The organism is Acidimicrobiales bacterium, assembly GCA_035533095.1.
In the GTDB taxonomy this organism is placed as follows: domain Bacteria; phylum Actinomycetota; class Acidimicrobiia; order Acidimicrobiales; family Palsa-688; genus DATLUM01.
In genome coordinates this window covers 24,508-48,793 of record DATLUM010000092.1, presented here as the reverse complement: position 1 = coordinate 48,793, position 24,286 = coordinate 24,508, and the positions used below count along the sequence as shown (strand labels likewise).

At 66.5% G+C, this 24,286-nt stretch carries 16 protein-coding genes; 8 read left to right on the top strand and 8 right to left on the bottom strand.

Going from position 1 to position 24,286, the window contains the following annotated elements; genetic code table 11:
* Positions 1-89 precede the first annotated feature (89 nt).
* From VNF71_11415 to VNF71_11405, 3 genes are all read right to left on the bottom strand, one after another.
* Entirely contained in the window at positions 90-617 is a 528-nt protein-coding gene (locus VNF71_11415) for a ferritin-like domain-containing protein (protein HVA75159.1), read from the bottom strand.
* Between the two features lie 116 nt (positions 618-733).
* Complete coding sequence (locus tag VNF71_11410) at positions 734-1,171, bottom strand: PIN domain-containing protein (GenBank protein HVA75158.1); 438 nt, start codon at positions 1,169-1,171, stop codon at positions 734-736.
* Positions 1,168-1,404 carry a ribbon-helix-helix protein, CopG family gene (locus VNF71_11405; GenBank protein ID HVA75157.1) on the bottom strand — a complete coding sequence of 79 codons (237 nt, stop codon included), beginning with the start codon at positions 1,402-1,404 and terminating at the stop codon, positions 1,168-1,170. The genes VNF71_11410 and VNF71_11405 overlap by 4 nt, the downstream gene beginning before the upstream one ends.
* Before the next feature lie 127 nt (positions 1,405-1,531).
* Between VNF71_11405 and VNF71_11400 the strand changes: the two genes are divergently transcribed.
* Positions 1,532-2,008, top strand: a complete 477-nt coding sequence (locus VNF71_11400) for a hypothetical protein (GenBank protein ID HVA75156.1) — start codon at positions 1,532-1,534, stop codon at positions 2,006-2,008.
* Between the two features lie 487 nt (positions 2,009-2,495).
* A complete protein-coding gene (locus VNF71_11395) occupies positions 2,496-3,818 on the top strand; it encodes a hypothetical protein (GenBank protein ID HVA75155.1) in 1,323 nt (440 codons plus the stop codon).
* Positions 3,819-3,869: 51 nt separating this feature from the next.
* Here the strand turns inward: VNF71_11395 and VNF71_11390 are convergent, their stop codons facing one another.
* Positions 3,870-4,778 carry a DMT family transporter gene (locus tag VNF71_11390; GenBank protein ID HVA75154.1) on the bottom strand — a complete coding sequence of 303 codons (909 nt, stop codon included), beginning with the start codon at positions 4,776-4,778 and terminating at the stop codon, positions 3,870-3,872.
* A gap of 484 nt (positions 4,779-5,262) precedes the next feature.
* On the opposite strand from VNF71_11390, the gene VNF71_11385 reads away from it, so the two are divergent.
* Positions 5,263-5,922, top strand: coding sequence for a class I SAM-dependent methyltransferase (locus tag VNF71_11385; GenBank protein HVA75153.1), 660 nt, complete (start codon positions 5,263-5,265; stop codon positions 5,920-5,922).
* 47 nt (positions 5,923-5,969) lie between these two features.
* On the top strand, positions 5,970-7,151 hold the full coding sequence (locus tag VNF71_11380) for an MFS transporter (GenBank protein ID HVA75152.1): 1,182 nt from the start codon (positions 5,970-5,972) through the stop codon (positions 7,149-7,151).
* Positions 7,152-7,219: 68 nt separating this feature from the next.
* Here the strand turns inward: VNF71_11380 and VNF71_11375 are convergent, their stop codons facing one another.
* Positions 7,220-7,894 (bottom strand): TetR/AcrR family transcriptional regulator, encoded by a 675-nt coding sequence (locus VNF71_11375; GenBank protein HVA75151.1) that lies wholly within the window; start codon positions 7,892-7,894, stop codon positions 7,220-7,222.
* A 59-nt stretch (positions 7,895-7,953) separates the two neighbouring features.
* Here VNF71_11375 and VNF71_11370 point away from each other — a divergent pair, with 59 nt between their 5' ends.
* Both VNF71_11370 and VNF71_11365 read left to right on the top strand, forming a co-directional pair.
* On the top strand, positions 7,954-8,367 hold the full coding sequence (locus VNF71_11370; protein ID HVA75150.1) for a nuclear transport factor 2 family protein: 414 nt from the start codon (positions 7,954-7,956) through the stop codon (positions 8,365-8,367).
* A gap of 284 nt (positions 8,368-8,651) precedes the next feature.
* Positions 8,652-9,995 (top strand): EAL domain-containing protein, encoded by a 1,344-nt coding sequence (locus VNF71_11365; protein ID HVA75149.1) that lies wholly within the window; start codon positions 8,652-8,654, stop codon positions 9,993-9,995.
* A 588-nt stretch (positions 9,996-10,583) separates the two neighbouring features.
* Here VNF71_11365 and VNF71_11360 read toward each other — a convergent pair.
* The 3 genes from VNF71_11360 to VNF71_11350 all read right to left on the bottom strand — a co-directional run bounded on the left by VNF71_11360 (position 10,584) and on the right by VNF71_11350 (position 13,075).
* On the bottom strand, positions 10,584-10,868 hold the full coding sequence (locus VNF71_11360) for a hypothetical protein (protein ID HVA75148.1): 285 nt from the start codon (positions 10,866-10,868) through the stop codon (positions 10,584-10,586).
* A gap of 193 nt (positions 10,869-11,061) precedes the next feature.
* Entirely contained in the window at positions 11,062-12,429 is a 1,368-nt protein-coding gene (locus VNF71_11355; protein HVA75147.1) for a hypothetical protein, read from the bottom strand.
* 67 nt (positions 12,430-12,496) lie between these two features.
* Entirely contained in the window at positions 12,497-13,075 is a 579-nt protein-coding gene (locus tag VNF71_11350; protein ID HVA75146.1) for a hypothetical protein, read from the bottom strand.
* A 276-nt stretch (positions 13,076-13,351) separates the two neighbouring features.
* Here VNF71_11350 and VNF71_11345 point away from each other — a divergent pair, with 276 nt between their 5' ends.
* Both VNF71_11345 and VNF71_11340 read left to right on the top strand, forming a co-directional pair.
* Positions 13,352-15,487 carry an Ig-like domain-containing protein gene (locus VNF71_11345; protein HVA75145.1) on the top strand — a complete coding sequence of 712 codons (2,136 nt, stop codon included), beginning with the start codon at positions 13,352-13,354 and terminating at the stop codon, positions 15,485-15,487.
* A 381-nt stretch (positions 15,488-15,868) separates the two neighbouring features.
* On the top strand, positions 15,869-24,277 hold the full coding sequence (locus VNF71_11340) for an RHS repeat-associated core domain-containing protein (GenBank protein HVA75144.1): 8,409 nt from the start codon (positions 15,869-15,871) through the stop codon (positions 24,275-24,277).
* Positions 24,278-24,286: the final 9 nt, after the last annotated feature.

Genomic DNA, 24,286 nt, shown 5'->3' with positions numbered 1-24,286 from the left:
CCACCATCCCCCGGGCTTGAACCAGCGACGCGACCTCTCGTACTCGGCCGCTAGAGCCGAAGCCCAAGGGTCAGTGCTGGAACCGCGACCTACTGGGACTGCAGCAACGTCAAGAGGTCGTCGGCGTGCTCTTCTTCGACGGCGAGGATGTCCTCGATGAGCCGCCGGGTGGTGACGTCCTTGTCGGCCAGCCAGCGGATGATCTCGTTGTAGGAGTCAATCGCGATCCGCTCGGCGACGAGGTCCTCTTTGATCATGTCGACGAGATCGCTGCCCGCGACGTACTCGGCGTGGCTTCGGCTGGCGAGGCCGTCCGGATCGAAATTCGGTTCGCCCTGCAGCTGCACGATGCGGGTTGCGATGCGATCCGCGTGGCCCTGCTCGTCGGTAGCGTGCTGCAAGAACTCCGTTGCGGCATTCGACGCGTTGATTCCCTGCGCCATGAAGTAGTGCCGCTTGTAGCGGAGTACGCACACGAGCTCGGTGGCGAGCGCCTCGTTGAGCACGCTGATCACTCGCTCGCGGTCCGCGCCGTAGGCCGCGGTGATCGGTCCCTCCTCGATCTGCTGGCGGGCGCGCGCCCGGAGGGTTTTGATGTCGCTCAAGAACTCGTTCACCGGTCCACTATACGGATGGCTGCTTGCCTTGCCGGCCGGTTCCAGGCCGCCACACCAGGCCGCCACACCAGGCCGCCACACCAGGGCTACAACGCTATTAGAAGGTCAACCGCGATCTAGGCGAGCCGCAAGCGGAGGCGCTTGGCGGCAGCGGCGGGTGATTCTGCGAGGCGTGCGGTCAGAAGTTGCGGGTCCGAGCTGACCAGGGAGACACCGAGACCTCGTGCCGCGGCCGCCCAGGCCGCATCGTAAAACGTCAACTCGTGCCTCGATCCGAGCGACGCCGCCTCGTGCAGCCACCCCGGCTCCATCACTAGCGGAGTACCGCATATGGCGATGAGGTCATCGAGCTGGTCGGCGACATCGGCAGCGGACCAGTGAAGCGATCGGAGAAGCAGGTTCCCCATCTCGTACACCGCCAGGTCGATTACACGTGCATCGAGGTCGCCGCGTTCATTGGCGTCGCGAATTGCCCGAGCCTCCGCGAGCGATGTCTCTCCCTCGCTGTGGAACCACTTGATGAGGACCGAGGTGTCGACCAGCAGTATCGTCAACGGCGGCTGTCGCGGTCCCCGCGTACCAGTTCGGCCGCCTCGAAGGCGCCGGCCGCCCGGAAGCGTTCTTCTGAGCGTGCTATCGCGGCTGCGACTGCCTCAGGGTCGCGGCGGGCGAGCTCGCGCCGGGCTGCGACGGCGATCAGGGCGCTTCGGCTCGTTGCACGCTTGCGCGCCTCTTGGTCGAGGCGTCGGACCAGGTCCTCGGGGAGCGACACCATGATCTTGGACATACCTCAGTTATATAGTCTGTTGTTGCCCCGGCCGGCCGGCCGGTGCAGATCCTGGCCGGCGGCTTTACGGCTTCAACCAAAGAGTCGTTCGCACCTAGTCACACCAGGTCTGAGCATGATCTGATCAATGCTGACTGTTGACTATGGAGCCAGTGTCACTGCTCAGGTGGTGATCGCCATGTTCGCTAGCGAGTATCTGACGGCCACGTTCGATGACGTGTGCCATGTCCTCGAGGGCTTCGCCGAGCGGGGGATGGGTGACAGCGGGGCTCCCCGACTCTCGGGCGCCAACGAGCTCGCCGCACACAAGGGCGTCCCGCTGGTCTCGATCACGGGTCGGCTTAATCCGATCTCGAGCACCGTCGCCTCAGTGGCCGTGCAGTGGGCTAACCCGTCGTCGCCTGCTAAGTGGGAGCCGGCGGAGCTCCGAATCATTCGCGTCGAATCGGGGACCCCCCCATTGACTGAATTGTTGCTCATTGTTCTTTCACCTTCTCCCGTCGCGGACGCTCGACACGTCCTTGAGGAACTCGTCAGGCGGGTTGGAGCAGGCGTTTCCGGGATCGGCCGCCGGGCGCCGCTCGCCTCGAACGCGACAGAGTGATCGAGATCCGCGTTACGCAAGGTTCGGCCTATTTCCTCGCGTAAGGGCGAAGCATCCGGCGACGGCGGATATGGCGGCTACCGCGGGCCCTGGTCGTGTTCCTGCTGGCCATGCCTGTCGCGACCGCGGCGTTCGGAGACCGGGGTTGGTTTACCTCCGACCCGTTCGGGCCAGGCGGACCGGGCTCGGCGATGTCGGTTCTCAGCGCCGTCAAGGGGATGGCCGCCGGGATCACCTACACGTACAACTTGTTCCTTCGCCCATTCGATGCACCGGCGCACAAGGTGAGCCGGTTCCTCCAAAGATCTTGCCATTTACAGGTGCGAGCGGCGTGCGCGATCCTGGTACGCCGACACTCGAGGGAGGAGCGGGAAGCTCGTTGTCGATCAAGGAGAGGGCTGAACCAGATCAGACCCGCCCTTCTCAAAACGGCCCGGCCCGTACCGCGGCCGAAGGGCCCCGGCCGGGGCCGCTGAGCCCGCAGCTGATGATCGGCCTGCAACGCTCGGCCGGCAACGGGGCGACCTCCCGATTGATGGCTCCCGCCGCCGCGGCGCGGTCGGTACCGCTACAGCGCCAACCGCAGCTGCCCACCGATACCAGCCCGACTGCCCGGGTGTGGAACATGCCGTTCGGCTTTGGCTCGGCAACCGTCAACGAGGAAGCCGCACTTGGCTTGGAGCAGATCATTGACCGGTTCCGGAACCTGAGGTCGTTCACCGGGTTCCCCGAGGTGCAGGCCGCCTGCGACAGCGTGATTCGATCGCTGTCGCCCGAAGTAGCCAAGGTGCGGGGGTCCGGTCCCGACCAGCCGATCAGCGACCAAGATCTCACCGACCTGATAGTCATGGGTTCCCTCGCCGAAGCGTCCTACAAGGAGCAGGGCGAGAAGATCGCCAACAAGGTCCTCGAAGCCATCGAACCGATCAAGGCCAAGTCGACCGAAGGCGACGAGGACCAGATGGCCGAGGAACTGCACGACCGGTTCCGGGTCGGCGACGCCGAGGGAGTCGAATCGGTCAAAGAAGCGCTGGAAGGTATCAAGCAGTACTCGGAGAAGGCCACCAAGGTCGTGCAGTGGGCCAACCGGGTCCGTGGTGTCGTCCAGCTCTTCAGCGGCGGTGAAAGCGAGGAGGCGTGGAAGGCGCCTGAAGAGATCGGCGAACTCCTCCAGGGCAAGAACAGCCTCGCGGAGGGACTGGAACACGTAAACCAAGTTCTGGGAGCGGCGCGGGTGATCGCCGACATCTCAGCCATCGGCCAGGAGCGAGCCGGCTCCATCGACCGCACCGTCGACGAGTTCGGTACCGCCATGGACGCCATAAGCGTCGGCATGAGCTTCGTGAAAGCCGTGCCTCTGCTCGGCGACCTCTGGAGCAAGTACTACATGCCCATGACCGACGCATGCCTGAAGGGCATCAAGGTCCTGGCCCGCTACGCCGACGAGGAGAACCGCCAGCTGGCCTGGGCCGACTGGCAGCTGGCCCCCTCCAAAGGCGAGGTGCCCAAGATCCCGAAGGAGAACCTCGGAAACTTCCTCGGCGGCCAGCCCGTCTTCGACTACATGTACCGGTTGGTCAACGACATGAAGCCCAAGATGACCGATGACGTCGAGGACTTCTTCGTCGCCAACCGAGAGCTGCTCCAGGCCGGTGAAAAAGACGAGATCGAGACCGAGGGAGGCAGCCACTGGTACGACCCGACCTCCTGGGGCGACCGGGAGACCTCGCCGAACCTGGCCGGATGGCTGTCCACGCACCGCGACAACGTCTGGTCCGAGCTGTACGGCAGCCTCCCTCACCGCTGGTAGCCCCGACGTTGTTCTGAGCGCCGGTCAGGCCAATCGGCGGGTCGGTCCGGGTCACGCGACCCCGCCGGCATGGGTCGGGTGATCCCCGTGAGGGTGGCGTTCCTCGTAGATGCTGAGCACGGTTTGCGATGTGGTCAACAGCGTGATCCCCACGCACGCGACCCCGGCGGCGATCAGCTCGAGCACCACCGTGGCGCCGGAGAGGTGTACCTGCTCGCCGAGAACCGTGTCCCCGATGACGACGGCGACGACCGGCTCGAGCAGCCCGACCATCGGCATCGAGTAGGCGAGGGGACCCGCCTGGTACGCGCTCTGGGAAACGATGAGGGCGGCCATTCCTACGCCGATCGCCGCGTAGACCTGCCAGGTGACGAACGCCAGTGCGACGTCGCGGCTGAGAAGGTGGGTGATCGACTTGGTGAGCACCGAGAGCACACCGAATGACAAGCCGGCCGTCGCGCCGAGGAACATCGCGCGCCTGGGCCCCTTGTAGCTGCGGCCCAGCACCAAGGCGCCCGCGGCGATGACACCCACCGGTACCAAAGACGTGACCCACGCGACGCCGGAGGGCTCGTCGATCCCTTTGGTCGGAGAGGCGATGAGCAGGAACAGCGAGACTCCGGTCATGATGCAGGCGATACCGATCCACTCTCGCCGGCCCGCCCGGCGGTGGCGGCGAACGATGCCGAAGGGGATGGCGAAAGCAAGTTCGGTGACCACGATCGGCTGGACCAGCGCCACCGGGCCATACGCCAAGGCGAGTGCCTGCAGCCCGAAACCCGTCAGCAGGAAGGCCCCTCCGGCGAGCCATTTCGGGCGGCGGAAAAGGTCGGTGAGAAGACCGACCGACAGCGACTTGTCCTCGGGCGCCGCCTGGGAGGATTCCTGCTGGAGGACAGCGGCGAAAGCGAAGGCGACGGCCGCTCCCAGAGCGGCGAGGATAGATGCGCTGAACTGCATGGATGACACTCCTGGACGAGCTTCACGCTACCGGGATGCCCGGGACGTCGGAGCCCGGTCCGGATGCCTCACACTCGGATGATCGTGGCGTTGCGCCGACCCTGCGGTCCCGCCTGTCAACGGCCACCAGTGCACCAGCGTCAAGAACCGCTCTCTAGCGGCGCCTCGCCGGCGGGACGTCCCGCGGGCGGCGGCGGCGTCGAGTTCCTTGTCGCTGAAGGGTTCTTCTTCGTCCTCCCAGCGGTCGAGAGCCGCGCCCAGCAGTTCGTTCCTGATGCGCTGAGAAGCGGTTGATACCAACCAGTTGAAAACGCCCTCGCACTCTCTTCTGCCAGCGTCGAGCGCATGACGCAAGCCTTCGACAACGAGTTCCGGGAGCAGGCGGTACGTCTACACGCCCCTTGATGGCGCGATCTGCAGGGTCTTCCCGACCTTGGCCACGTTGGCAGGCTCGTCTACGAGGGGCTACGCGTACAGTGCAATCATGCCGCTGGATGCTGCAGGGTCTCGGCGCTTCTACGATCGCTTCGGTCGGTTCCAGGACACACAACGCGTCTATGAAGACGCCGCCGTCCAACGGCTCGTGGAACTCGCGGACCTCGAGCGAAGCGTGTCCGTGTTCGAGCTTGGCTGTGGAACCGGTCGGTTGGCCTCCAAGCTGTTGACCTCGGTGCTACCACCGTCAGCCAGGTACCTCGGGGTTGACGTCAGCCCGACCATGGTCGGGCTGGCCACGGCACGGCTCGCCCGGTGGTCCGAACGAGCAAAGATCGAGTTGCTGAAGCCTCCAGCTGTTGAGCTGCCCGGAGAGGACGCAGCCTTCGACCGTTTCCTCGCGGCATACGTCTTCGACCTCCTCTCTTCCGACGACGCTCATGCTCTGATGGGCGAGGCAGTCCGGCTCCTCGCCCCGGGCGGACTGCTTGCCCTGGTTTCGCTGACCCACGGCACGACACCCGCGAGTCGGATCATCGCCGCTGGCTGGAATGCAGTCGCAACTCGATGGCCCGCTATGGTCGGTGGCTGCCGACCGATCGAGCTACGCGGTCTGATCACTGGACCCGAGTGGCACCTTGATCACGCCGAGGTGATCGTCCGCTATGGGGTCCCATCCGAGGTGGTAGTTGCCCGACGAATCAGGTGAACCCGCATTCCCGGCCGGGCGATAGCCGCCCAATGGAGCCGAACCGAATGTCGCCGTTGCGGTTCGTGCTGGTCTTCGGCGTGGTCAGCGGGCTGGCTGATTTCGTCTATGAGGGCGCCCGCAGCATCGTCGGCCCCTACCTGGCCACCTTCGGCGCTTCGGCTGCCGTAGTCGGGCTGGTCACCGGCTTCGGCGAAGCGGTGGCGCTGGTGTTCCGTATGGCGACCGGGCGCTGGTCAGACCGCACGGGGCGACACTGGGCCATATCGATCACCGGTTACGCCATCACGATCGTGTCCGTACCACTCCTCGGAGTCGGCGGACCCCTCGGCCTGGCGTGCCTGTTGATCATCGCGGAGCGTTTCGGCAAGGCGGTACGAACCCCCGCCCGAGACACGATGCTGGCCGAGGCCAGCGTCGATATGGGCCGGGGTCACGCTTTCGCCGTCCACGAGTCCCTCGACCAGTCCGGAGCGCTGATCGGCCCCCTCGTGGTGGCCGCTGTGCTGGCCACCCACCACGGATACCGAGCGGCGTTCGCGCTCCTCGCCATCCCCGGCGTAGCGGCGATGCTCGTCCTCGGATACCTCCGCCGACAGGTACCGCGCCCAGCCGCCTACGACCCCACGGTCCAGGTCACCCAGACCCGCCCTGTGGCACTGCGGGGCTTCTCCCGGCGTTACTGGCAGTACGCGGCCTTCAGTGCCGCCACGTTGGCCGGCTTCGCCACCTTCGCCGTCCTCGCCTACCACTTGGCGCATCGCCATGTTGTCTCCACCGCCACCATCCCGGTGCTCTACGCGGTAGCCATGGGCGCAGCCGCCCTAGCCGCGCTCGCCTCTGGGAAGGTCTATGACCGGATGGGTCTACGGGGCCTGGTCCTGCTGCCCCTGCTCGGTGCGGTCATCCCGTTCCTGTCGTTCTCCACGTCGGTCCTCCTGGTATGGGCTGGCGCGGCGCTGTGGGGTGCGGTCATGGGCGTACACGAGTCAACCATGAGGGCGGCCGTCGCCGACCTGGTACCACGAGCGCGGCGCGGCGTCGGATACGGAACCTTCACCGCGGTCTACGGCCTCGCCTGGCTAGCCGGCGCCGCCATCATCGGTGCCCTCTACGACATTTCCAGCGACGCGGCTATCACCTTCACCGTCGTCATCCAAGCGGTCGCCCTGGTGCTGTTCCTCCCACTTTGGAGACAGCCCGCGTCCCCGGAAAACCATTCCGCTTGACGACCGCCGCGGCCATCGCAGGACTCGAGGCAAGGACGACAACCGGCAGCCCTGTAGAGGGAACCTCGCTAGCTCTGTTCGTCGGCGAGCTCGGCGAGCTCGGCGAGTGCTCCTGCGAGGAGCCATCGACCGGCGTCCAGGAGGGTCCTCTTGGCTGCGGGCACCTCGAGCCCGACGGCGTCGGTGAGGGAGATCATGGCTTCAGAGCCGATGAGGAGCCCCAGAGCGTGGGCGATGCGGTCGATGTCTTTCTTGGAAAGTCGGCCGTGTAGGGGGGCGATGACCTTTCTGATCTGCTCGTTGCGCCTTCCTTGGCGGATCGGCACCCGCTGGCTGTCGGGAGCATCGGCCTGGCGGAACCATTGTTCCAGGGCGCTCTTGGCTATCCGCCGGTAGGGCACCTGGTCGTCGAGGATCTGGAAGCCGATGCTGCGGATGAGTGCTTCGAGGCGCGCCTGTGGGTCGCCGCCCGCCGCTTCGATTCTCCGCTCGGCTTGCGCCACGGTCCCCTGGTCGCCGAAGGCCGAGTTCGACGCTTCCCACCACAGCTCCTCTGCCGAGGAGAAGTAGCGGTACGCGGTGGCGACCGAGACCAGCGCACGGTCGGCGGCTTCGGGTATGGACGGCGGCCTGCCCTCTCGGACCAGCTCGGCTGCCGCCGTGAGCAGCGCGGTCCGCGTTCGGGCCTTCTGATTCGCCCGCCCGCTATTTATACGAGACGCCTCTTGACGTGAGAGAGCCATCTCACAATAATAGCAGTGACGCAACGCCAGAGGCTTGCACCAACCGGAAGGGGAGAATGATGGACCAGCACGAGATGATCGCCTTGGTCGAGCAGCACCTGAAGGCAGAGGGGGCCGGAGACGTCGAGGGAGCGGTTGCGGTGTACACCGACGACGTCGTCCACGACGCGGTGGGGTTTCCGGGCTCTCCCCGTACCGGCAAGGACGCGGCCCGGGAGTTCTACCGGTTCCTGACCGCCAACTTCCGCACCGAGGGAGAGGAACCGCTGAACAGGTTCTTCGACGGCGACACAATGATCCTCGAGCAGAACATGACGGGCGCGGTCATCGGGGAGATGCTCGGCATCCCCGGCAACGGACGTCGAGTCAGTTTCCGCATCCTCCACGTCTTCGGCTTCGGCGACGGATTGATCAGCCGCGAGCAGGTGTGGATCGACAGCGGCGCCATCGTCGCCCAGCTCACCGCCGCCTGAAGCCAAGTCGCGGCCACGCACAACGACGACGCGCCCAGGTCAACGGAGCGATTTGGGAACGCCGATCGGGCCTACGGGGCGAAGGTCACGCTCCAACTGTCCTGGGCGGGGCTCTCTTTGAGCGAATAGGTTCTTCGGCGGTCGCCGTCGTGACGCCGTTCTCAAGTCGCCATGTCGCGTGGTCGATATACCGGCGTGGTTTGTCTCTTGGGCGCTGAATATCGGATCCGGGCTGCGTTTGCGCACCGGGCCGCCGGCAGACCTGTAGGACGATGCCGGCGTCATTGATCGACTCCGTGGGAGAGGCGTTGGATCCGCTGGTGTTGATGCAGCGGGTCACCGACCGAACCTTGGAGTTGATCGAGGCTGCCGATGGCGTGATGGTTGGTCTGGTCGATGATGACGGCGTTACCTACGTCTGCGGCGCCGGCCATCAGATCTCGCATCTGGGTACGCGGGTCGGGCTTGACTCGAGCTTGACCGGGCTGGCGGTGCGCCGCGGGATGGTTCAGCGTTCTGATGACACCGCTGCCGATCCGCGGGTCGACGCGGACGCGTGTCGTCGATTGTCGGTCGCGTCTTTGCTGTGTGTGCCGTTGTTGCGCACAGGTGAGACTCTCGGGGTGCTCGCGGTCAACGCCAGACGGGCTGGCGCTTTCTCCGACGGCGACGCGGCCACCCTGACCCAGCTGGGCGATTTCTTGAGCGTCGCGATCGGCTCGGCGTGTGAGCTGTCCAGAGCGAGCAGACAGCTGCTTGAACTCAGCCAACACAGGGACCCGGCGGACACCGCCAGCCGGTATGTAATGAACATTCTGAATCCCGACAGTGTCACCCGGATCGACTCGGGGGAGCGGATTCGGGCGGTCCTCGACGATCCACGAGCTCTGTCGGTGGTGTTCCAGCCCATCGTCGACGTCGCCTCCCGCAAAGTGGCTGCTGTCGAGGCGCTGGCCCGCTTCGACGTCTCGCCCTATCGTCCGCCTGACCTATGGTTCGCCGAGGCCCACCAGGTCGACCTTGGCGTCGAGCTCGAACTCTTGGCGATCACGCGGGCGCTGGTCCAGTTACCGAGGCTGCCCGCCGGGGTCGCCCTCACGATAAATGTTGATCCCAGGGTCGTCGCCAGCGCGCGGTTCAAAGAGGTCCTCAACCAGGCGCCGTATGAACGTCTCATTCTCGAGCTCACCGAACACGCCAGTGTCGATGACTACCCCGGACTGATCGCCATCCTGCAAGACCTGCGGTACAAAGGAGCCCGTCTCGCCATCGATGACACCGGATCGGGCTATTCAAGCCTGGCCCACATCCTCAAGCTCGCCCCGGACTTCATCAAGCTCGACCGCGAACTCGTCAGCGGGATCGACGTCGACCCGGTCCGCCGAGCCCTGGCAGCGTCGCTACTCAGTTTCGCGTCCGACACCGGCGCACAGATCATCGCCGAGGGAGTAGAAACCGAAGACGAACTCGAGGTCCTAAGCCGCCTCGGCGCCCACTACGCACAGGGGTACCACCTCGGTCGCCCAACCAGCCTGCTGGGCGGACATAGCGGGAGTCGGTCTCGATCACCCCGGCAACGAACAAAGCGGGTCTTGCCGGCGATCTGGGCCGATCAATCCATCGGTTGAGATTCACTCCCTAGGGCGGTCCACCCAGGAGGTCTGCCCGGTTTACGAGTCCAAGATCGTTCGAATGAACCGATCTGCCACGCGGTCCACACCGGCCCGGACGCCAACTCCGCTAGCGGTGCTGGGAACAGTCGATGGGTGCGGGCCAGTTCCGCCGCGCGCTGCTTGGAGACGTCCAACCGTTTCGCCACTTCCGCTACGCCAAGCAGATCTGGTAGCCCCGGGAGGTCATCGGGCTGATCAGCGCGCCGCGCCGACAATGACACGATGGACCACGCCAACTCGTCATCTAGAGCCTTGTTCCACGCCTTTCGGGCTGTCTCGGTTGCCTGTAGAACTAGGCGTGCGGTGACCGCGAACCTGGCCACAATGCGTCGGTCGCCGAAGACGACCGACGCCTGATGATTGGCGAGCCGATCGAGAACCCTCTCGGACAAGTCCTCGACATCGCCCGTGTAGGTGTCATTTACCGCTTCCACAGTGCAAGTCCATTTGTCCATCAGGGTGCCCTTCGTACGCCAGACCATCCTACCATAACCCTTGACATCATCAAGGAATAATGGCTGGGAGTCTCAGCGTCTGTCCGCCCTATGCGATGGCGCCGACCTCGTAGATGTCCACGCCTCGAACATCGGGACCGCCGGGCGGTGGCCGCAGCGCCTCGGAGGCGTCCCTGGCTTGCTGCTCAGACCCGAACACGACGACCCCGACACCTTCTCTGGATGAGGACACCTTGCGCATCCAAACGCCGTTCATGAAGCCGGGCTGCGCCTTGGCTCTGGGAACGATCCCCTCGTCGAGCATCTTCTGAGCCTCTTCCGGCGTGCTCTCTGGCAGGGTCACCTCGAACTTGACCGCGAACGGCATGAACATCTCCCCACCGTGGTTGATCTTCGCCGCGCGTTGCGGCGATGGAAGGTCTAGCCCGCTGCAGGCGGTTCGGCAAGACCCTCAGAGTTTCGGCAGGGTGTGGCTGGCTGCGCGCACGGACCCCGTGACGGCGAGCACTTCTCGGTGGTGGGATGGCTGGCGAAGTCCACGACGAGGTCGCCAGTCCGCGCTCCTCCTAGACGCCGGACATGTCGAGGACCCTCACGGCATACCGCATGAGGACGCCCGGGTATATCTCGGTGAGTCGCGGTCCGAGCACCGTCCCAATAGCGCCGCTGAGGGTGTCCATATCGACGCCCGAGGCTTCCTGGCATGCAACGATCGCCCGAGCGAAGACGCTGTCGTCGGCAAGCGTCTCGTTCATCAACTCGTAGGCGAACTCGACGCCCTTCTGCCAAGGGATCGTCCCGTCAGTGATCTTCCCCTCCACGAGGTTGCTGCCCTGCTGTATGAGCAGACCGAACATGGCCTTGCCGAACCCGGCCCGGATTTCACGAGGTTCGTCGGCAAGGCGCGCCCGGATGTCGTCACGGAACGGAGAACGAGGCAACTGCGGGTTGCTGTTGGCCCACTTGTTGAGAGTCTCCCTGATCGCGAAGTGGGCACCTTTCACCTGCGAAGAGGTGACCTGCGCCATGTAATTGCCCGCGCCGTCGTAGTTCCACCGTTTCGCGTAATCGCGAGTGCGGTTGATCGTGGACTCATCCCATTTGTCGACCAGTTGGCCTTTGCTCTTCTGCTGGGCGACGATGTCCTGGACCGTCCGCAAGCGCGTGCATGTCGCCTCGATCTCGCCGGCGGGAAGCAGTCCCTTCAGCGCGTTGCGGATGTCGTCCTCGGTCACCCGGAGAATGGTCTCGCCGAACTCAGCGTCGATGACCTCGGGCATACCCGCGTAGTTCATCGCCTTGACCTTGAGCTCGTCGACGTCCTTGTGCTCCTTGCCGAAGGCCATGTCGAGGTCGATGCCGGTAACCCCGGTGACCTTTCCCTGCTGATCGGTGTTGATCCGGAAGTTGCCCTGGTGGCGGTCGAGTTGACCGCAGATGACGTCGAGAAGCTGCAGTTTGTTGAGCGACCGCTGCAGAACCGGGTCCTTGAAGTCCACGGTCTTCGCCCCCGGCTGCTCTTTGGCCTCCGCGGAACCCTTGGCGATGACCTCTGAGATCGGGACGCCCTTCGCGGTCTCGAGGACCGTGCCGAGCATTCCGTTGTGCACGGCGAACTCGGCGCGAGCGGTGACCCCGGCGTTGAACAGTTGGTCGATACGGTACGAGGCCACGGAGCGAGCCCCGTAGTTCGGGTCGGTCTGGTTGATTCCGGCCGTCTTCTCGTGGTGCTCCGGCGTGGGATTGAAGCCCTTGTCCTCTTTGAAGTAGCCGGAGAACTCGCCGCTCTCGGTGACGTAGTGCAGCTCCTGCACCTTGTTTTTCTGGCCTTCGTCCTGTTTTCCGGTGCCCTTCACCTGCTGATCGGACAGCCCGAGCGTCCCCGACCAACGTCCCGCCCTCAAGTCCGCGATTTCGGATCCCAGCCGCGACATGAGCATGACGATGGCTTGCCCATGGCTTCGTAAGCCTGGACGCCCTTCAGGATCCGGTCCCAGTTGGTCAGCTTGCCGAGCTTCTTGCGCAACCCGCCCGACGTTTCCGTGCCACCTTGGTTGCGGAGCGCGCTGTGAACGCCGCGCATTTTCGCGTGCACCACAGGGCGGTCTCCCGGGCGAAGGCACGAGCCCCGAGACGGTCGGCCTCGCCAGCCGACGCGGGATCTGTCCGGAAGGACACTCGATCGAGTCCTTTCAGCCCGGGTTCGGCCAACGCCATCGCCCGTTGAAGGTCGGGATTGAGCCGCCCCGCTGAGACGACGGGGCCGCCGAGCGGGCCGCCGAGGACGCTGACCGCCCGGTTGGCGACTTGGTCGGCCTCGAACTCTGCCCGGCGATCACCCGAGACCACGGGCCCGGACGGCGCCGGGGTGCTTCCCGCCGCCTCGCGCAGGATGGAGCTGAGGCGGCCGGTCTTGTTCACTGCGGGCCCCGGGGCGGGGCGGAGGAGAGCGGTGACGGCACCGTTGCCGGCCTGTCGTTGGAGATTCAGTATCGTGTGACCCGTCGCCTCGGCGGACTTGCCGCGCTGGCCGAGCTCACGATCGCCTTGGTGCCGGAGCCGCGCGGCGTCGCGAGTCATGGAAAGCCGGCTTCGTTCACCGCGTTGTCAATGGCTGCATCCACACTGACGCCCCCTTCGGCTCGAGCCGCCCCCAGCTGGCCTTGCGAAGAAAGATAGGCGGGGCCGGCGGACACCTCAACGACTCACGACCGGACACTCCCTCGAATGGGATCTGCCGAACCCACATTCCCAACAACTAGGCCCATATCCGGCCGATGCCACCACGAGGTGTGGCAGGGTGACCACACACAAAGGGCTTGGCGGGACCACGCCCAGAAGAGGAGAACCGGCAAAATGAAACGATCAAGACTCGCGCGCTCTGTCGCGGGTGTGGCTACCTTGCTGTCTTCGGGCGGCTTCGCGGGATACGAGTTGGCAGCAGCACCAGCGGCGTCCGCGACCCCGATACCGATCACGTCCACATGGACTGGAGGCTCCACTGCGCCTCCCAGCTGGAGCGACGCGGGGAACTGGTCGTCGACATCGCCCGACCAAGCACCGTCGAACGGCTCGATCATCACCACACTGAGCTTCCCCGACCTCTCATCCTGCGACAGCGAGCTCGCAGCCAGCGGAAGCACTGTCGAGAACTGCTACTGGTCGTCGAATGACCTGACGGGCGTCTCGGTAGGGACTCTCGACATAGCGACCTCCCCCCAGACCTCGTACCAGATCAGCGGCAATGGCCTGGTCCTTTCCGGCGGGATCACCGTAACGGGCGCCAACGCCACCCACTACCCGGCTGTTGTAGCGAACAATTTGACCCTCACCGGCACCGGCTCGACCTGGTCGCTCCCCGGCTCGAGTCTCGAGCTCGACGGCAACGTCACTGGAGCGGGCACGGCTGTCACAACGGCCCTCAGCAACTCGGCCAGCCTCAATCTGGGTGATGGATCCACAGCGAACAGTGTCCAGGCGTCATCCTTCGCTATCACCGGTGGCGACAGCACCCAGACGGGACAGAACGCCGGCAGCAACGGTTACGTCCAGCTGAGTGGCACCGACCTCAACGGCACGAACGGCAATCCGCTCAACTTGACCGACGCCGCCCTCAGCGGGGATGGCTCGGTAGGTGCTCTGAGCGTCACGGGCGGTTCCGTGAACCTCGACAACATGAGCGCACCTACGACATTGTCGACTGCCTCGGCGAACTTCGACTCGAACAGCCAGCTCAGCTTCGACTTCGACGGGAGTGTCGCAAGCCCGAGCGCCGGCACTGACTACTCCCAGCTCACCTCCACTGGGGCGATCGACCTCGGCGGCGCACAGCTGGTCCTCAACAGCATCGCCAGCAACTGCACCGATCCCGCGCCGGGCACGAGCTACACGCTCGTCACCGCCGGGAGCCTCACCGGCAAGTTCAGCGACTCGCAGGGAGCCACCTACGGCAACGGCGACGTGATGTCGCTGCCGTCGTGCGACGGCACCTCGCAGGTCGACTACGGCGTCAGCGAGACGTCGACGACTCTCACCCTGAAGGTCCTGCAGCCGACCACGACAACCATTAGCGCCGCATCTGCCTCGCCCCAGGTGAACCAGGCCGACCTGCTCACCGCGACGGTCACCTCGGCGTCGGGAACCCCCTCGGGCACCGTGGAGTTCCGCGAGAACTACGGCAACGACGTGATCCCAGGCTGCTCCAGCCAGCCGTTGACCAACGGTCAGGCGACGTGCGACGCCACATTCGGATCAGCGGGCCAGAACGGGATCGGCGCCACATTCGTACCGGACGGATCCAACGACCTCGCTCCTTCGACCGGCGGCACCACGGTCGACGTCGGCGCGGCGTCCGCAACCCCGGCAGGTCCCGGCTACGACCTGTTCGCTTCTGATGGAGGAGTCTTCAATCTCGGCGGATTGCCGTTCAACGGCTCTATGGCCTCGAAGCCGCTCAACAAGCCGATCGTCGGCGGGGCCATGGCGACCGATGGGAAGAGTTACTACCTCGTCGCAAGCGACGGGGGCGTGTTCAACTTCGGCTCGGGCGCCACGTTCGATGGCTCCATGGGCAACAAGCCGCTCAACCAGCCGATCGTTGGCATGGCAGTCGACCCCGCGACCGGTGGCTACTGGTTGGTTGCCTCCGATGGTGGCGTCTTCAACTTCGACGCTCCGTTCTACGGCTCCATGGGCAACAAGGCGCTCAACCAGCCGATCGTCGGCATCGCGGCCGCTCTCGACGGGCAGGGCTACTACCTCGTTGCCAAGGACGGAGGCATCTTCAACTTCGGTCCGAGCGCGCACTTCCAGGGTTCGGAAGGCAGCAAGCACCTCAACGCTCCGGTCGTGGGCATGGCGGTGGACAGCTACACCGGTGGCTACTGGGTGGTTGCCTCCGACGGCGGCATCTTCAACTTCAACGCCCCGTACCAGGGCTCCATGGGCAACAGGCCGCTGAACAAGCCGGTTGTCGGCATGGCCGTGGGGTAGCCGCCCCCTTTACAGACTGAATAGCTGTGTGGATCGGGCCGGGGGTGTATCCCCGGCCCGGTTCTACGCCAGGCCCAGCCTTTGGGAAAGAGGAGGGCCAACCAGTATTGGTGCGCGTGGGGCGGCACCCGACGGAGATGCAAAAGACGGCCCTGTCGGGCGGGCCGGGCGACTGGCAATGGCAGCCGCCACCCAGCCACGGGCCTTTCGAGCCATGTTGTCCGAAAGTCACAAGACCCTTGTGTTCCTCCCGTCAGGGAGAGAGACTCTGGCCCTAGCCGCGGAAAGGGGGCGGCGGTGCAAGGGGTTGCTCCTGGCAGGGGGGCGTTGGGGCCGAGCCGCCGACGCCCGAAGGTGCTCGGGATCTCATCGAGGGTGTGGGTGGGAGCCGTTTCGGTCGCGCTGCTCGCAGCGTTCGCGACCGCGGTCGCTCCTCCGCTCTCGAAGGCTGCCGCCGGCGCCCCACCGGCGCCGAGCTGCTCCGTGTGCGTGCTTTCGCCGTCGGGCACATCCCTGGCGGTGACCGGCAAAGGCAACCTCGACGTGACGACCGTAGGCGTCCGGGTGAACTCCGACGGGAAGCCCGCCGCGACCATCACCTCGAACGGGAGCATCATCGCCCCACAGGTCGGCGTCGTCGGGACGGTGTCCTACGGGGGCAAGGGGTCGATCCAGAACCTGACCACCGGCGTGCAGGCCGCTGCCGATCCCTTCGCCGCGGTGACCGAACCCTCGCTGGCCAGACCGAGCCCGGTCCCGTCAGAGGTCCTGAGCGGCACGACCGCAGCGACCATCCAACCCGGCGTGTACCAGGACATCATCCTCAGCGGCCGGTCCAAGCTGACGCTGCAGCCCGGGACCTACGTGGTGCTGCACAGCTTCGCCACCTCCGGCCAAGCGAGCGTTACGGCGAGCGGCGTGACCATCTACCTGGCCTGCGGCTCGTACCCGACGCCGTGCTCCTCCGGGCAGCAGGGCGCCATCCTCAACCTCGCGGGCCAAGGAGCACTGAGCCTGAGCGCCCCCGTACCGGCATGCACCCCCCTCGCGGTGTACTCGGATCCCGCGAACGTCTCCCCGTTGACCATCACGGGCAACGGTGTCGACAACGTGTCGGGCGGCATATACGCGAGGTCCGGGACCCTCACCCTCTTGGGGAACGGGAGCGTCTTCCGCCTCCACAGCCAGATCGCGACCGGCCACCTGACGGTCAAGGGCAACGGAAACGTCTCCGTCACCGGGCTACCACCCAGTTGCACGCTGCCGTCGCCTTACGACGGCTCGCGCCTCACCCTCTCACCATCGGCGGCGGGGCCCGACACGCCGCACACCTCCCAGGCGCTCGTGGCGACGCTCACCGACAACAACGGCAACCCGCTCGCCAACCAGATCGTGAGCCTCACGGTGACCGGGGCCAACGGCGCGACCCGCACCGCCGGCACCGACAAGAACGGCAACGCGCACTTCAGCTACACGGGTATCAACGTCGGCTCGGACAGCGCGACGGCCACCTTCACGGTCGGCGCGGGCACCGTTATCTCGAACCAGGCGACGATCACCTGGGCGGTCTCAGGTTCAGTGAGCCCGGTCTCGATCAGCCCGGTAGTCGGAAACTTCTACCAGGAGCCCTCCACGACGACCGCGTTCACGGCGCAGCCCGCCGACACGCCGGTGTTCGGGCAGACCTTCCCCGACATCGAGTTCAACCCGCCAGCAGGCACCATCCCCCACGACACCTCGGGGATCACCCCCACCACGCGTCCGTTCACCGACATCGTCACCGACTTGCTCGGGGACTTCAGCTCCTACAGCGCGGCCGAGGGCAACGGCTACCAGGCCGGCGTAGGCCCGATGGCGTCTTTCGACGCGGAGATGCGGGGAAGCTTCAACGTCACCAAGGCGGGCACCCAGGTCTTCACCCTGTTCCGCAATGACGGGTACATCCTCGGCATAGGCAACGGCGCCTCGGGCAGCTCCGGCAACCCGGATGTCAACGCCCCCGCGGCAGGCACGACTCCCTTCCAGGGCTACGCCGTCGTCGCGGCGGACAACCAGACCAACGGCACCAACCTCGGGCCCGACATCATCACGGTCAGCTTCCCGTCGGCCGGCACCTATCCCTTCGAACTCGACTACCTGCAGCGGCCGGCACCGGGCAGTCCTGCCGGCGGCGACCCTATGACCCTCGCACTGGAGGTCGGTACTGGGACCGCCTCGGGCCTGAACCTGTCGCTCGGCTACGCGTACGGCGACGGCACGAGTCCCAACTTCCCCTCACCCTGGCAGGGGTCCACCGGCGTCAACTTCGTCGGAAGCCCGCGCGCCGACGGCACGTGGGACAGCGGCGCGCTGCGCCTCGACAATCCCACCGGCTCGCCGGTGACCCTGGACCACGTGACGGTGGATGTCGGCTCGACTCACTTCGACCCGGGATTCACCAACGTCGTCGTTCCGCCGCACGGCACGACGATCCTCACCGGGACGGGACAGCTCACCTCAGGGCTGCAGACCGGCACGGGCGGGATCTACATAACCGGTCACGACCCCGACTACCACGCCTACGCCGGCGGCAACAACGCCACCGGCGCGCAGCACATCCTGCAGCGGGCGGTGAGCTGGGTCACCTACGGGAAGGCCGCGCCCCGCATGCTGCTGGTCACCGACGTGACCAACCCAGGAGGCGACGAGTCGGACCCGCGGCTCGGGCTCACCGCGGCGGGGTTCAGCTACGACGTCGCCGACGACGGCTCGTCGGGCACAGCACTCGATCTTCGCACCGTCGACTTCTCCAACTACGACGTGATCGTCGTCGCGTCCGACTACGGCGGCTGGCTGAGCCAGTCCGAGCTCGACATCCTGAACGCGCGGTCGGCCGGCCTGATCTCCTTCGTGAACAACGGTGGCGGGCTGGTCGCGCTCGCGGAGTGCGGATGCCGGGGGAACGGGACCGGCACTACCCACGACCGGTTCGGCTTCCTGCCGTCGATCGTGAGCAGCGCGGCGCTGAACCAGGGAGAGAGCGGCTACACCCTCAGCTCCACCGGGCTCGCGATGGGCCTCACGACGTCGGACATCAACGGCAACGCCTCGCACAACATCTTCACTTCCTCCGGCGGGCTCAGCCCGGTCGACTACGACCCCTCCGGGAACATCATCAGCCTCACCGAGCGCGGCCTGCAGGTAGGCCAGTCGAACTTCGACACGTCCGACGCGGCGGAGACAGCGGACAGCTCGCAGTCCGGCGGATCGGGCGGCGCGCCCGTTGCCGGGTCGGTCACCCTCAGCCAGATCGCCGCCGGCTTTCCCTCCCCGATCGGGATCGACTACTACCAGCCGACCAACCAAGTCGTGGTATCGGTCAACTACGGCGGCGGTCAGCCGAACAACTTCGATCTCGTCGACTCGTCGGGCAACTACTCCCAGTTCAGCAGCGTGAGCGGGCTCACCGACGAGGTGTACATGTCGGCGATACGCACCAGCTCCTGCGAAGCCGGCTTCAAGCCCGGCGACCTCTACTTCGGAACCGGCACGAGCGGGGTGATAGCGAGACTCTCGGACAACGGCACGGTTCTTACCAACCCGTGGGTCACCCTTCCCGGCGAAGGCGGGCTGCTTCGCGGCGGCGTCTTCCAGGACGTCTACTGCGTGGCGGGCGGTGACCTGGTCGTCACGACCAACGCCGGCGACGTGTGGAAGGTCACAGCAGCGGGCGTCGCCACCGAGCTCGCGACGGGCGTCGGCGACAACCTCGAGGGGCCGACGACGGTTCCGAACGACCCGAGGTACGGACCTTGGGCCGGCCAGATCCTCGTCGCCTCGGAGAACTGCGGCTGCGTCCAGTCGGTGGACCCGAACACCGGTGCCCACACGACCTGGAGCGTCGGGAGCGGGAACATGGACGGCAACGGGGTGGGTTCGGCCGAGGCCATCCACCTCGTGCTCCCGAACCAGAACTTCTTCGGGGTCGACTACGGCTCGGGGACCCTGCGCGGTGTGCCCGCATCGCAGTTCGCCGGGATCGCCGGTGATGTGGTCGTCGCGACCGAGTTCCCGGGGCGTCTCGTCGACGCGAGCTGGAACCCCACCAAGGGCCTGTTCGACACGACCGACCTCTTGAGCACCAACGCTTCCCAGTGGGAGGGAACGGCCTTCGCCCCGGCAGGGCTGCCCGGAGTGCCGCCGGTCCCCACGTGTATCCCGGCGACCGCCGTCCCGCAGATCAACGTCACCATCAACGGCCAGACGACCGCATACGCCGATACCGGCAAGGTCCTCACCGACGGCGGCACCGACCCGGACAACTGCGGAGGGACCGACGAGTCGCAGCCGTGGACAGCGGTGGGCGGAGCCGCCACGCCGCTGCCGCCGTCCACCAGCCTCACGCTCAGCCCACGGCTCGAACCGGACCAGGTCGTCGGCAACACCCTGACCATTGAAACCCAGGCCGTCGACCAGACCGGCCAGCCCGAAACCGGCCAGACGATCACCCTCAACGTCCAGGGAGCCAACAACCGCACCCTCACCGCGGCGACTGACGTCAACGGGCTCGCGTCGTTCTCCTACACGGGTACGAGCGACGGGCTCGACACGCTGACCGCGACTGCAACGAGCCCAGTGGCGGTGTCGAATGTCGTCCAGGTCAATTGGTTCGCGCCCCAGCCGTCCGCTCCACCACCGACTTCGACCTCATCGGGTAGCAGCGCGCCCTCGGTGCAGATCCTCACCCCTAGCGCCGGCGAGACGGTGAACGCACCTGCCGCCGTGGACGCCGCCGTCACAGTCGCATCCGGCCAGACGGTGACCTCGTGGACCGCGACTTGGCGGCCCCACGGGACCGCAACCCCCACCACGCTCGCCAGCGGCAGCGGTTACCCACCGCCGACGCTCGCGACCTTCGACCCGACCGACCTCGCCCCCGGCCAGTACGACATCACCGTCTCCGCCACCTCCAGCGGCGGGGGCACCGGGTCGGCAACCGTCACCGTGTCGGCCAACACCGCGCCGCCTCCACCGCCGCCCGTGATGGGGCCCACAACGCCTGCGGACGGGTCCACCATCACCGCACCCACCCCAGTGACCGGCAGCTGCAGCGCGCCGTCGGGGCAGACCATCAGCGGTTGGAGCGTGACCCTCAGGCCCGACGCCGGCGGCGGCACCACGACGACGCTCGCCTCGGGATCGGGAAGCCCGCCAGCCGCGCTGACAACGTTCGACCCGACGCTTCTCACCAACGGCACCTACACCCTGACGGTGGTCTGCGACGCGTCCGGCGGCGGGACCGGATCGTCGTCGACCGACGTAGCGGTGTCGGGACAGCTCAAGCTCGGCCGCTACACGACCACCTACCAGGACCTGTCGGTGCCGGTGGACGGGTTCCAGATGTCGCTCGATCGCACCTACGACTCGACCGACAAGACCGTCGGCGACTTCGGGGTCGGCTGGCACGTTTCCGTCTCCAACTTCCAGGTCTCCTCGAACCGTGCACTTGGCGCCGGCGGCTGGTCCCAGTACGACCCGACCTGCTTCGGGGCTCTGTGCCTGACCGCGTACCAGTCGTCCGCTCCTCACTTCGTGACCGTCACCTGGCCCAACGGTCGCCAGGAGGAGTTCGACTTCACCCCCCAGGGTGGCAGTGTCCTGTTCCCGACCATCTCGCCGGCGTTCAGCGCCCACCCGGGAACCGACACCACCTCCACGCTGACCGCGTCCGAGGGCATCGCCGGCATGACCGCCGACGGGGACCTCGTCGACGACTCGGGGAACCCGTACGACCCGACGCAGTTCACCCTCACCACAGCGTCCGGTGAGACGTTCGTGCTCGACACCACCAAGGGCCTGGTCTCGGAGGCCGACACCAACGGCAACACCCTCACCGTCGACTCGACCGGCCTGCACGCCTCTAACGGTGAGAGCCTCACCTGGACCCGCGACGTGACCGGGCGCATCACCGACGCCACCGGGCCGACCGGCCAGAAACTGCACTACGGCTACAGCGCGGCCGGCGACCTCGCTGACTTCGTCGACACCGCCGGCGCCACGACCACGTTCTCCTACGACGCGAACCATGACATGACCGGGAGCACCGGACCGGACTCCAAACCGATCCAGACGATCGGGTACGGCCCCGACGGCCGGGTCGACTCGATCACCGACGCGAGCGGCAACACGGTGACGATCTCCACCACCGTCGGCTCGCGCCAGCAGATCCTCACCGACCAGACCGGCAAGCTCACGTCCCTCGAGACCTTCGACGCGCTCGGGGACATCCTCAGCTCCACCCAGACGGGGGGCGGGCAGTCGCTGACCACGTCGTTCACCTACGACTCCGCGGGGCGCACCCTCACCGAGACCGACCCCCTCGGCAACCTGCGCAGCTACACCTACGACAGCTACGGGCGCCTCGCGAGCGTCACCGACGCCAACGGGTTCCAGACCAACCTCACCTACAACACCCTCGGCGAGCCGATAGTCGACATCGACCCGACCGGCGCCACCGCGGAGGCGGCGACATACACCGCGGGCGGCAACCCCGCGACCGTCGTCGAGAGTGGCCTGTACTCGTTCAACATGGGCGACAACGCGGCGGGCAAGCTCACCTCCCTCCAGGGGCCCGGCGGCACGTCGACGATCGGCTACGACTCCAACGGCCACCTTGCCAGCGAGACCGACCCGACGGGCAAGACCACGAACGTCAGCGTCGACGCCAGCGGCAAGGTCCTGTCGGTCACCGACGCGCTCGGTGAATCCGAGACGTTCGGCTACGCCAGCTCCGGTGCACTGACGTCGGTCACCACCCCTGCCGGGACCAGCCAATCGGTCACGGACGCGTACGGCCGGATCCAGAGCGAGACCGACGCGCTCGGCAACACCATCACGGCCGCCTACTACCCGACCGGTCAGATCGAGTCGGCCACCGACGGGAGCGGGCGGACCGCTTACACCTACGACGCGGACGGCAGGGTGACCTCGGTCAGCCTTCCTGGCGGTGCCGGCACCGACACCTACACATACGACGCGTTCGGCCGCCTCGTGACCGCCACCAACACCGCCGGCGACACGGTCACCAACACCTACGACGCGGACAGCCGGATCACCGCCCAGACCTCATCCGGGCCCGGGGAGCCGACCGTCACCCTTCACTACGCATACGACGCCGACGGCAACCGCACCGCGCTGACCGGCCCGGCGGGCACGACCGCATACACCTTCGACTCTCTCGGTCATCCGACCGGCGTGGTCGACCCCTCAGGAGGCCACTTCGCCTACCTGTACAACCCGGCCGGGCAGCTCACGGGCCTTACCCGGCCGAACGGCGTCGACGACACGATCACGTATGGGGGGGACGGCAACCCGGCGAGCATTGTTTCGAGCCTGGGGACCTCCGTGGTAAACCAGGTCTCCTACACCTACGACGGCGATGGCAGGCAGCAGAGCGCGACAAACGCAGCCGGCACCACGACCTTCGGCTACGACGCCATCGGGCGGCTGACCAGTGCGACGCCGAGCAGCGGGCCGGCCCTTGGCTGGACCTACGACCCGGCTGGCAACATCACGTCGAGGCCCGGCGCGCCGGCGGGGTCTTTGACCTACAACGCGGACAACCAGCTCACCGCTTCCCCCGGCATGACCTACACCTACGACGCGTCCGGGGACCTGATCACCGCGAAGAACACGGGCACCAACGCGACAACGTCGTACACCTGGGGCGCCCCCGGGCAGCTGCTCGGCGTGACCGGACCCGGCGGCACCACCACCATGGGCTACGACCCCCTCGGCCGGCGCACCACCGTAACGACCGCCGCCGGCACCACCGCATCGGCGTACGACGGCAGCAACCTCATCGCCCAGTACCCGCCGGGCGGCGGGACCCAGTCCTACGTGAACGGCCCGACACTCAACGATCCGCTGGAGCTCGTACAGCCGGGAGGGGCGAAGGACTACTACCTCTCCGACACGCTCGGCAACGTCAACGCCCTCACCAACTCCGCCGGTTCCACGGTCGAGACCTACGCCTACAGCCCCTACGGCACCCAGAGTCCTTCAGGCTCGACGGCCAACCCGCTCACCTACGGGGGCCAGCAGTACGACTCCTCCACGGGGCTCTACTACGACCACGCGCGCTATTACGACCCGACGTCGGGTCGTTTCCTGAGCCCCGACCCGCTCGGATCGTCCAACCCCTACGAGTACGCCAACAACAGCCCGGTCAACTTCTCGGACCCGACCGGAGCGGACGCCGTCGAGATGGCATTCCTCTTCCAGTACGTCCAGAACGAGGCCAACGACCTCGTCGGTCTCGTCAACGGAATCCTCAACTACGCGTCGACCTGCGCGGCGGCCGAGCTGTCACCCGCCGACTCCAAGCCCGGTGTCGCGTGCTCGCAGGGCTTCCTCGACGCGAGCATCCTGTACGGCGAGATCCAGGCCGGCGCCGACAACCTCATCGGCCTCGCGCTCCCGAACGCCGCCGCCTACGGTGTCCATGCTCTGTTCGACGGCGCCATGGCCGGCTCGCTCGAGGCGCTCGACGAGAGCGTCCTGCCGGCTGGGTCCAGCACGATCGGGTGCCAGGCCTACAACGGGGGCGGCTACAGCCTTGTCGGCAACCTCCCCTCCGCCCTGGCATCGGGCGCCGGGCTCACCGGCGATCCACTAGAGCTCGCGGCACCCACGGGATACGACTTCTTCGGGTTCATGGCCGGGTTCCTGGTGCAGGTTCTGCAGACGGGCCGGACCGCCCAGGCCGCGATCACCCAGGGAACCTGCGCCACGACCGGTCCGCTCGGCTGACCGATCGTC

Coding starts and splice junctions, on each gene's coding strand:
- VNF71_11405 (HVA75157.1), bottom strand. CDS start 1,404: ATGTCCAAGATCATGGTGTCGCTCCCCGAGGACCTGGTCCGACGCCTC.
- VNF71_11400 (HVA75156.1), top strand. CDS start 1,532: ATGCTGACTGTTGACTATGGAGCCAGTGTCACTGCTCAGGTGGTGATC.
- VNF71_11395 (HVA75155.1), top strand. CDS start 2,496: ATGATCGGCCTGCAACGCTCGGCCGGCAACGGGGCGACCTCCCGATTG.
- VNF71_11390 (HVA75154.1), bottom strand. CDS start 4,778: ATGCAGTTCAGCGCATCTATCCTCGCCGCTCTGGGAGCGGCCGTCGCC.
- VNF71_11385 (HVA75153.1), top strand. CDS start 5,263: ATGCCGCTGGATGCTGCAGGGTCTCGGCGCTTCTACGATCGCTTCGGT.
- VNF71_11380 (HVA75152.1), top strand. CDS start 5,970: ATGTCGCCGTTGCGGTTCGTGCTGGTCTTCGGCGTGGTCAGCGGGCTG.
- VNF71_11375 (HVA75151.1), bottom strand. CDS start 7,894: ATGGCTCTCTCACGTCAAGAGGCGTCTCGTATAAATAGCGGGCGGGCG.
- VNF71_11370 (HVA75150.1), top strand. CDS start 7,954: ATGGACCAGCACGAGATGATCGCCTTGGTCGAGCAGCACCTGAAGGCA.
- VNF71_11360 (HVA75148.1), bottom strand. CDS start 10,868: ATGTTCATGCCGTTCGCGGTCAAGTTCGAGGTGACCCTGCCAGAGAGC.
- VNF71_11355 (HVA75147.1), bottom strand. CDS start 12,429: ATGTCGCGGCTGGGATCCGAAATCGCGGACTTGAGGGCGGGACGTTGG.
- VNF71_11350 (HVA75146.1), bottom strand. CDS start 13,075: ATGACTCGCGACGCCGCGCGGCTCCGGCACCAAGGCGATCGTGAGCTC.
- VNF71_11345 (HVA75145.1), top strand. CDS start 13,352: ATGAAACGATCAAGACTCGCGCGCTCTGTCGCGGGTGTGGCTACCTTG.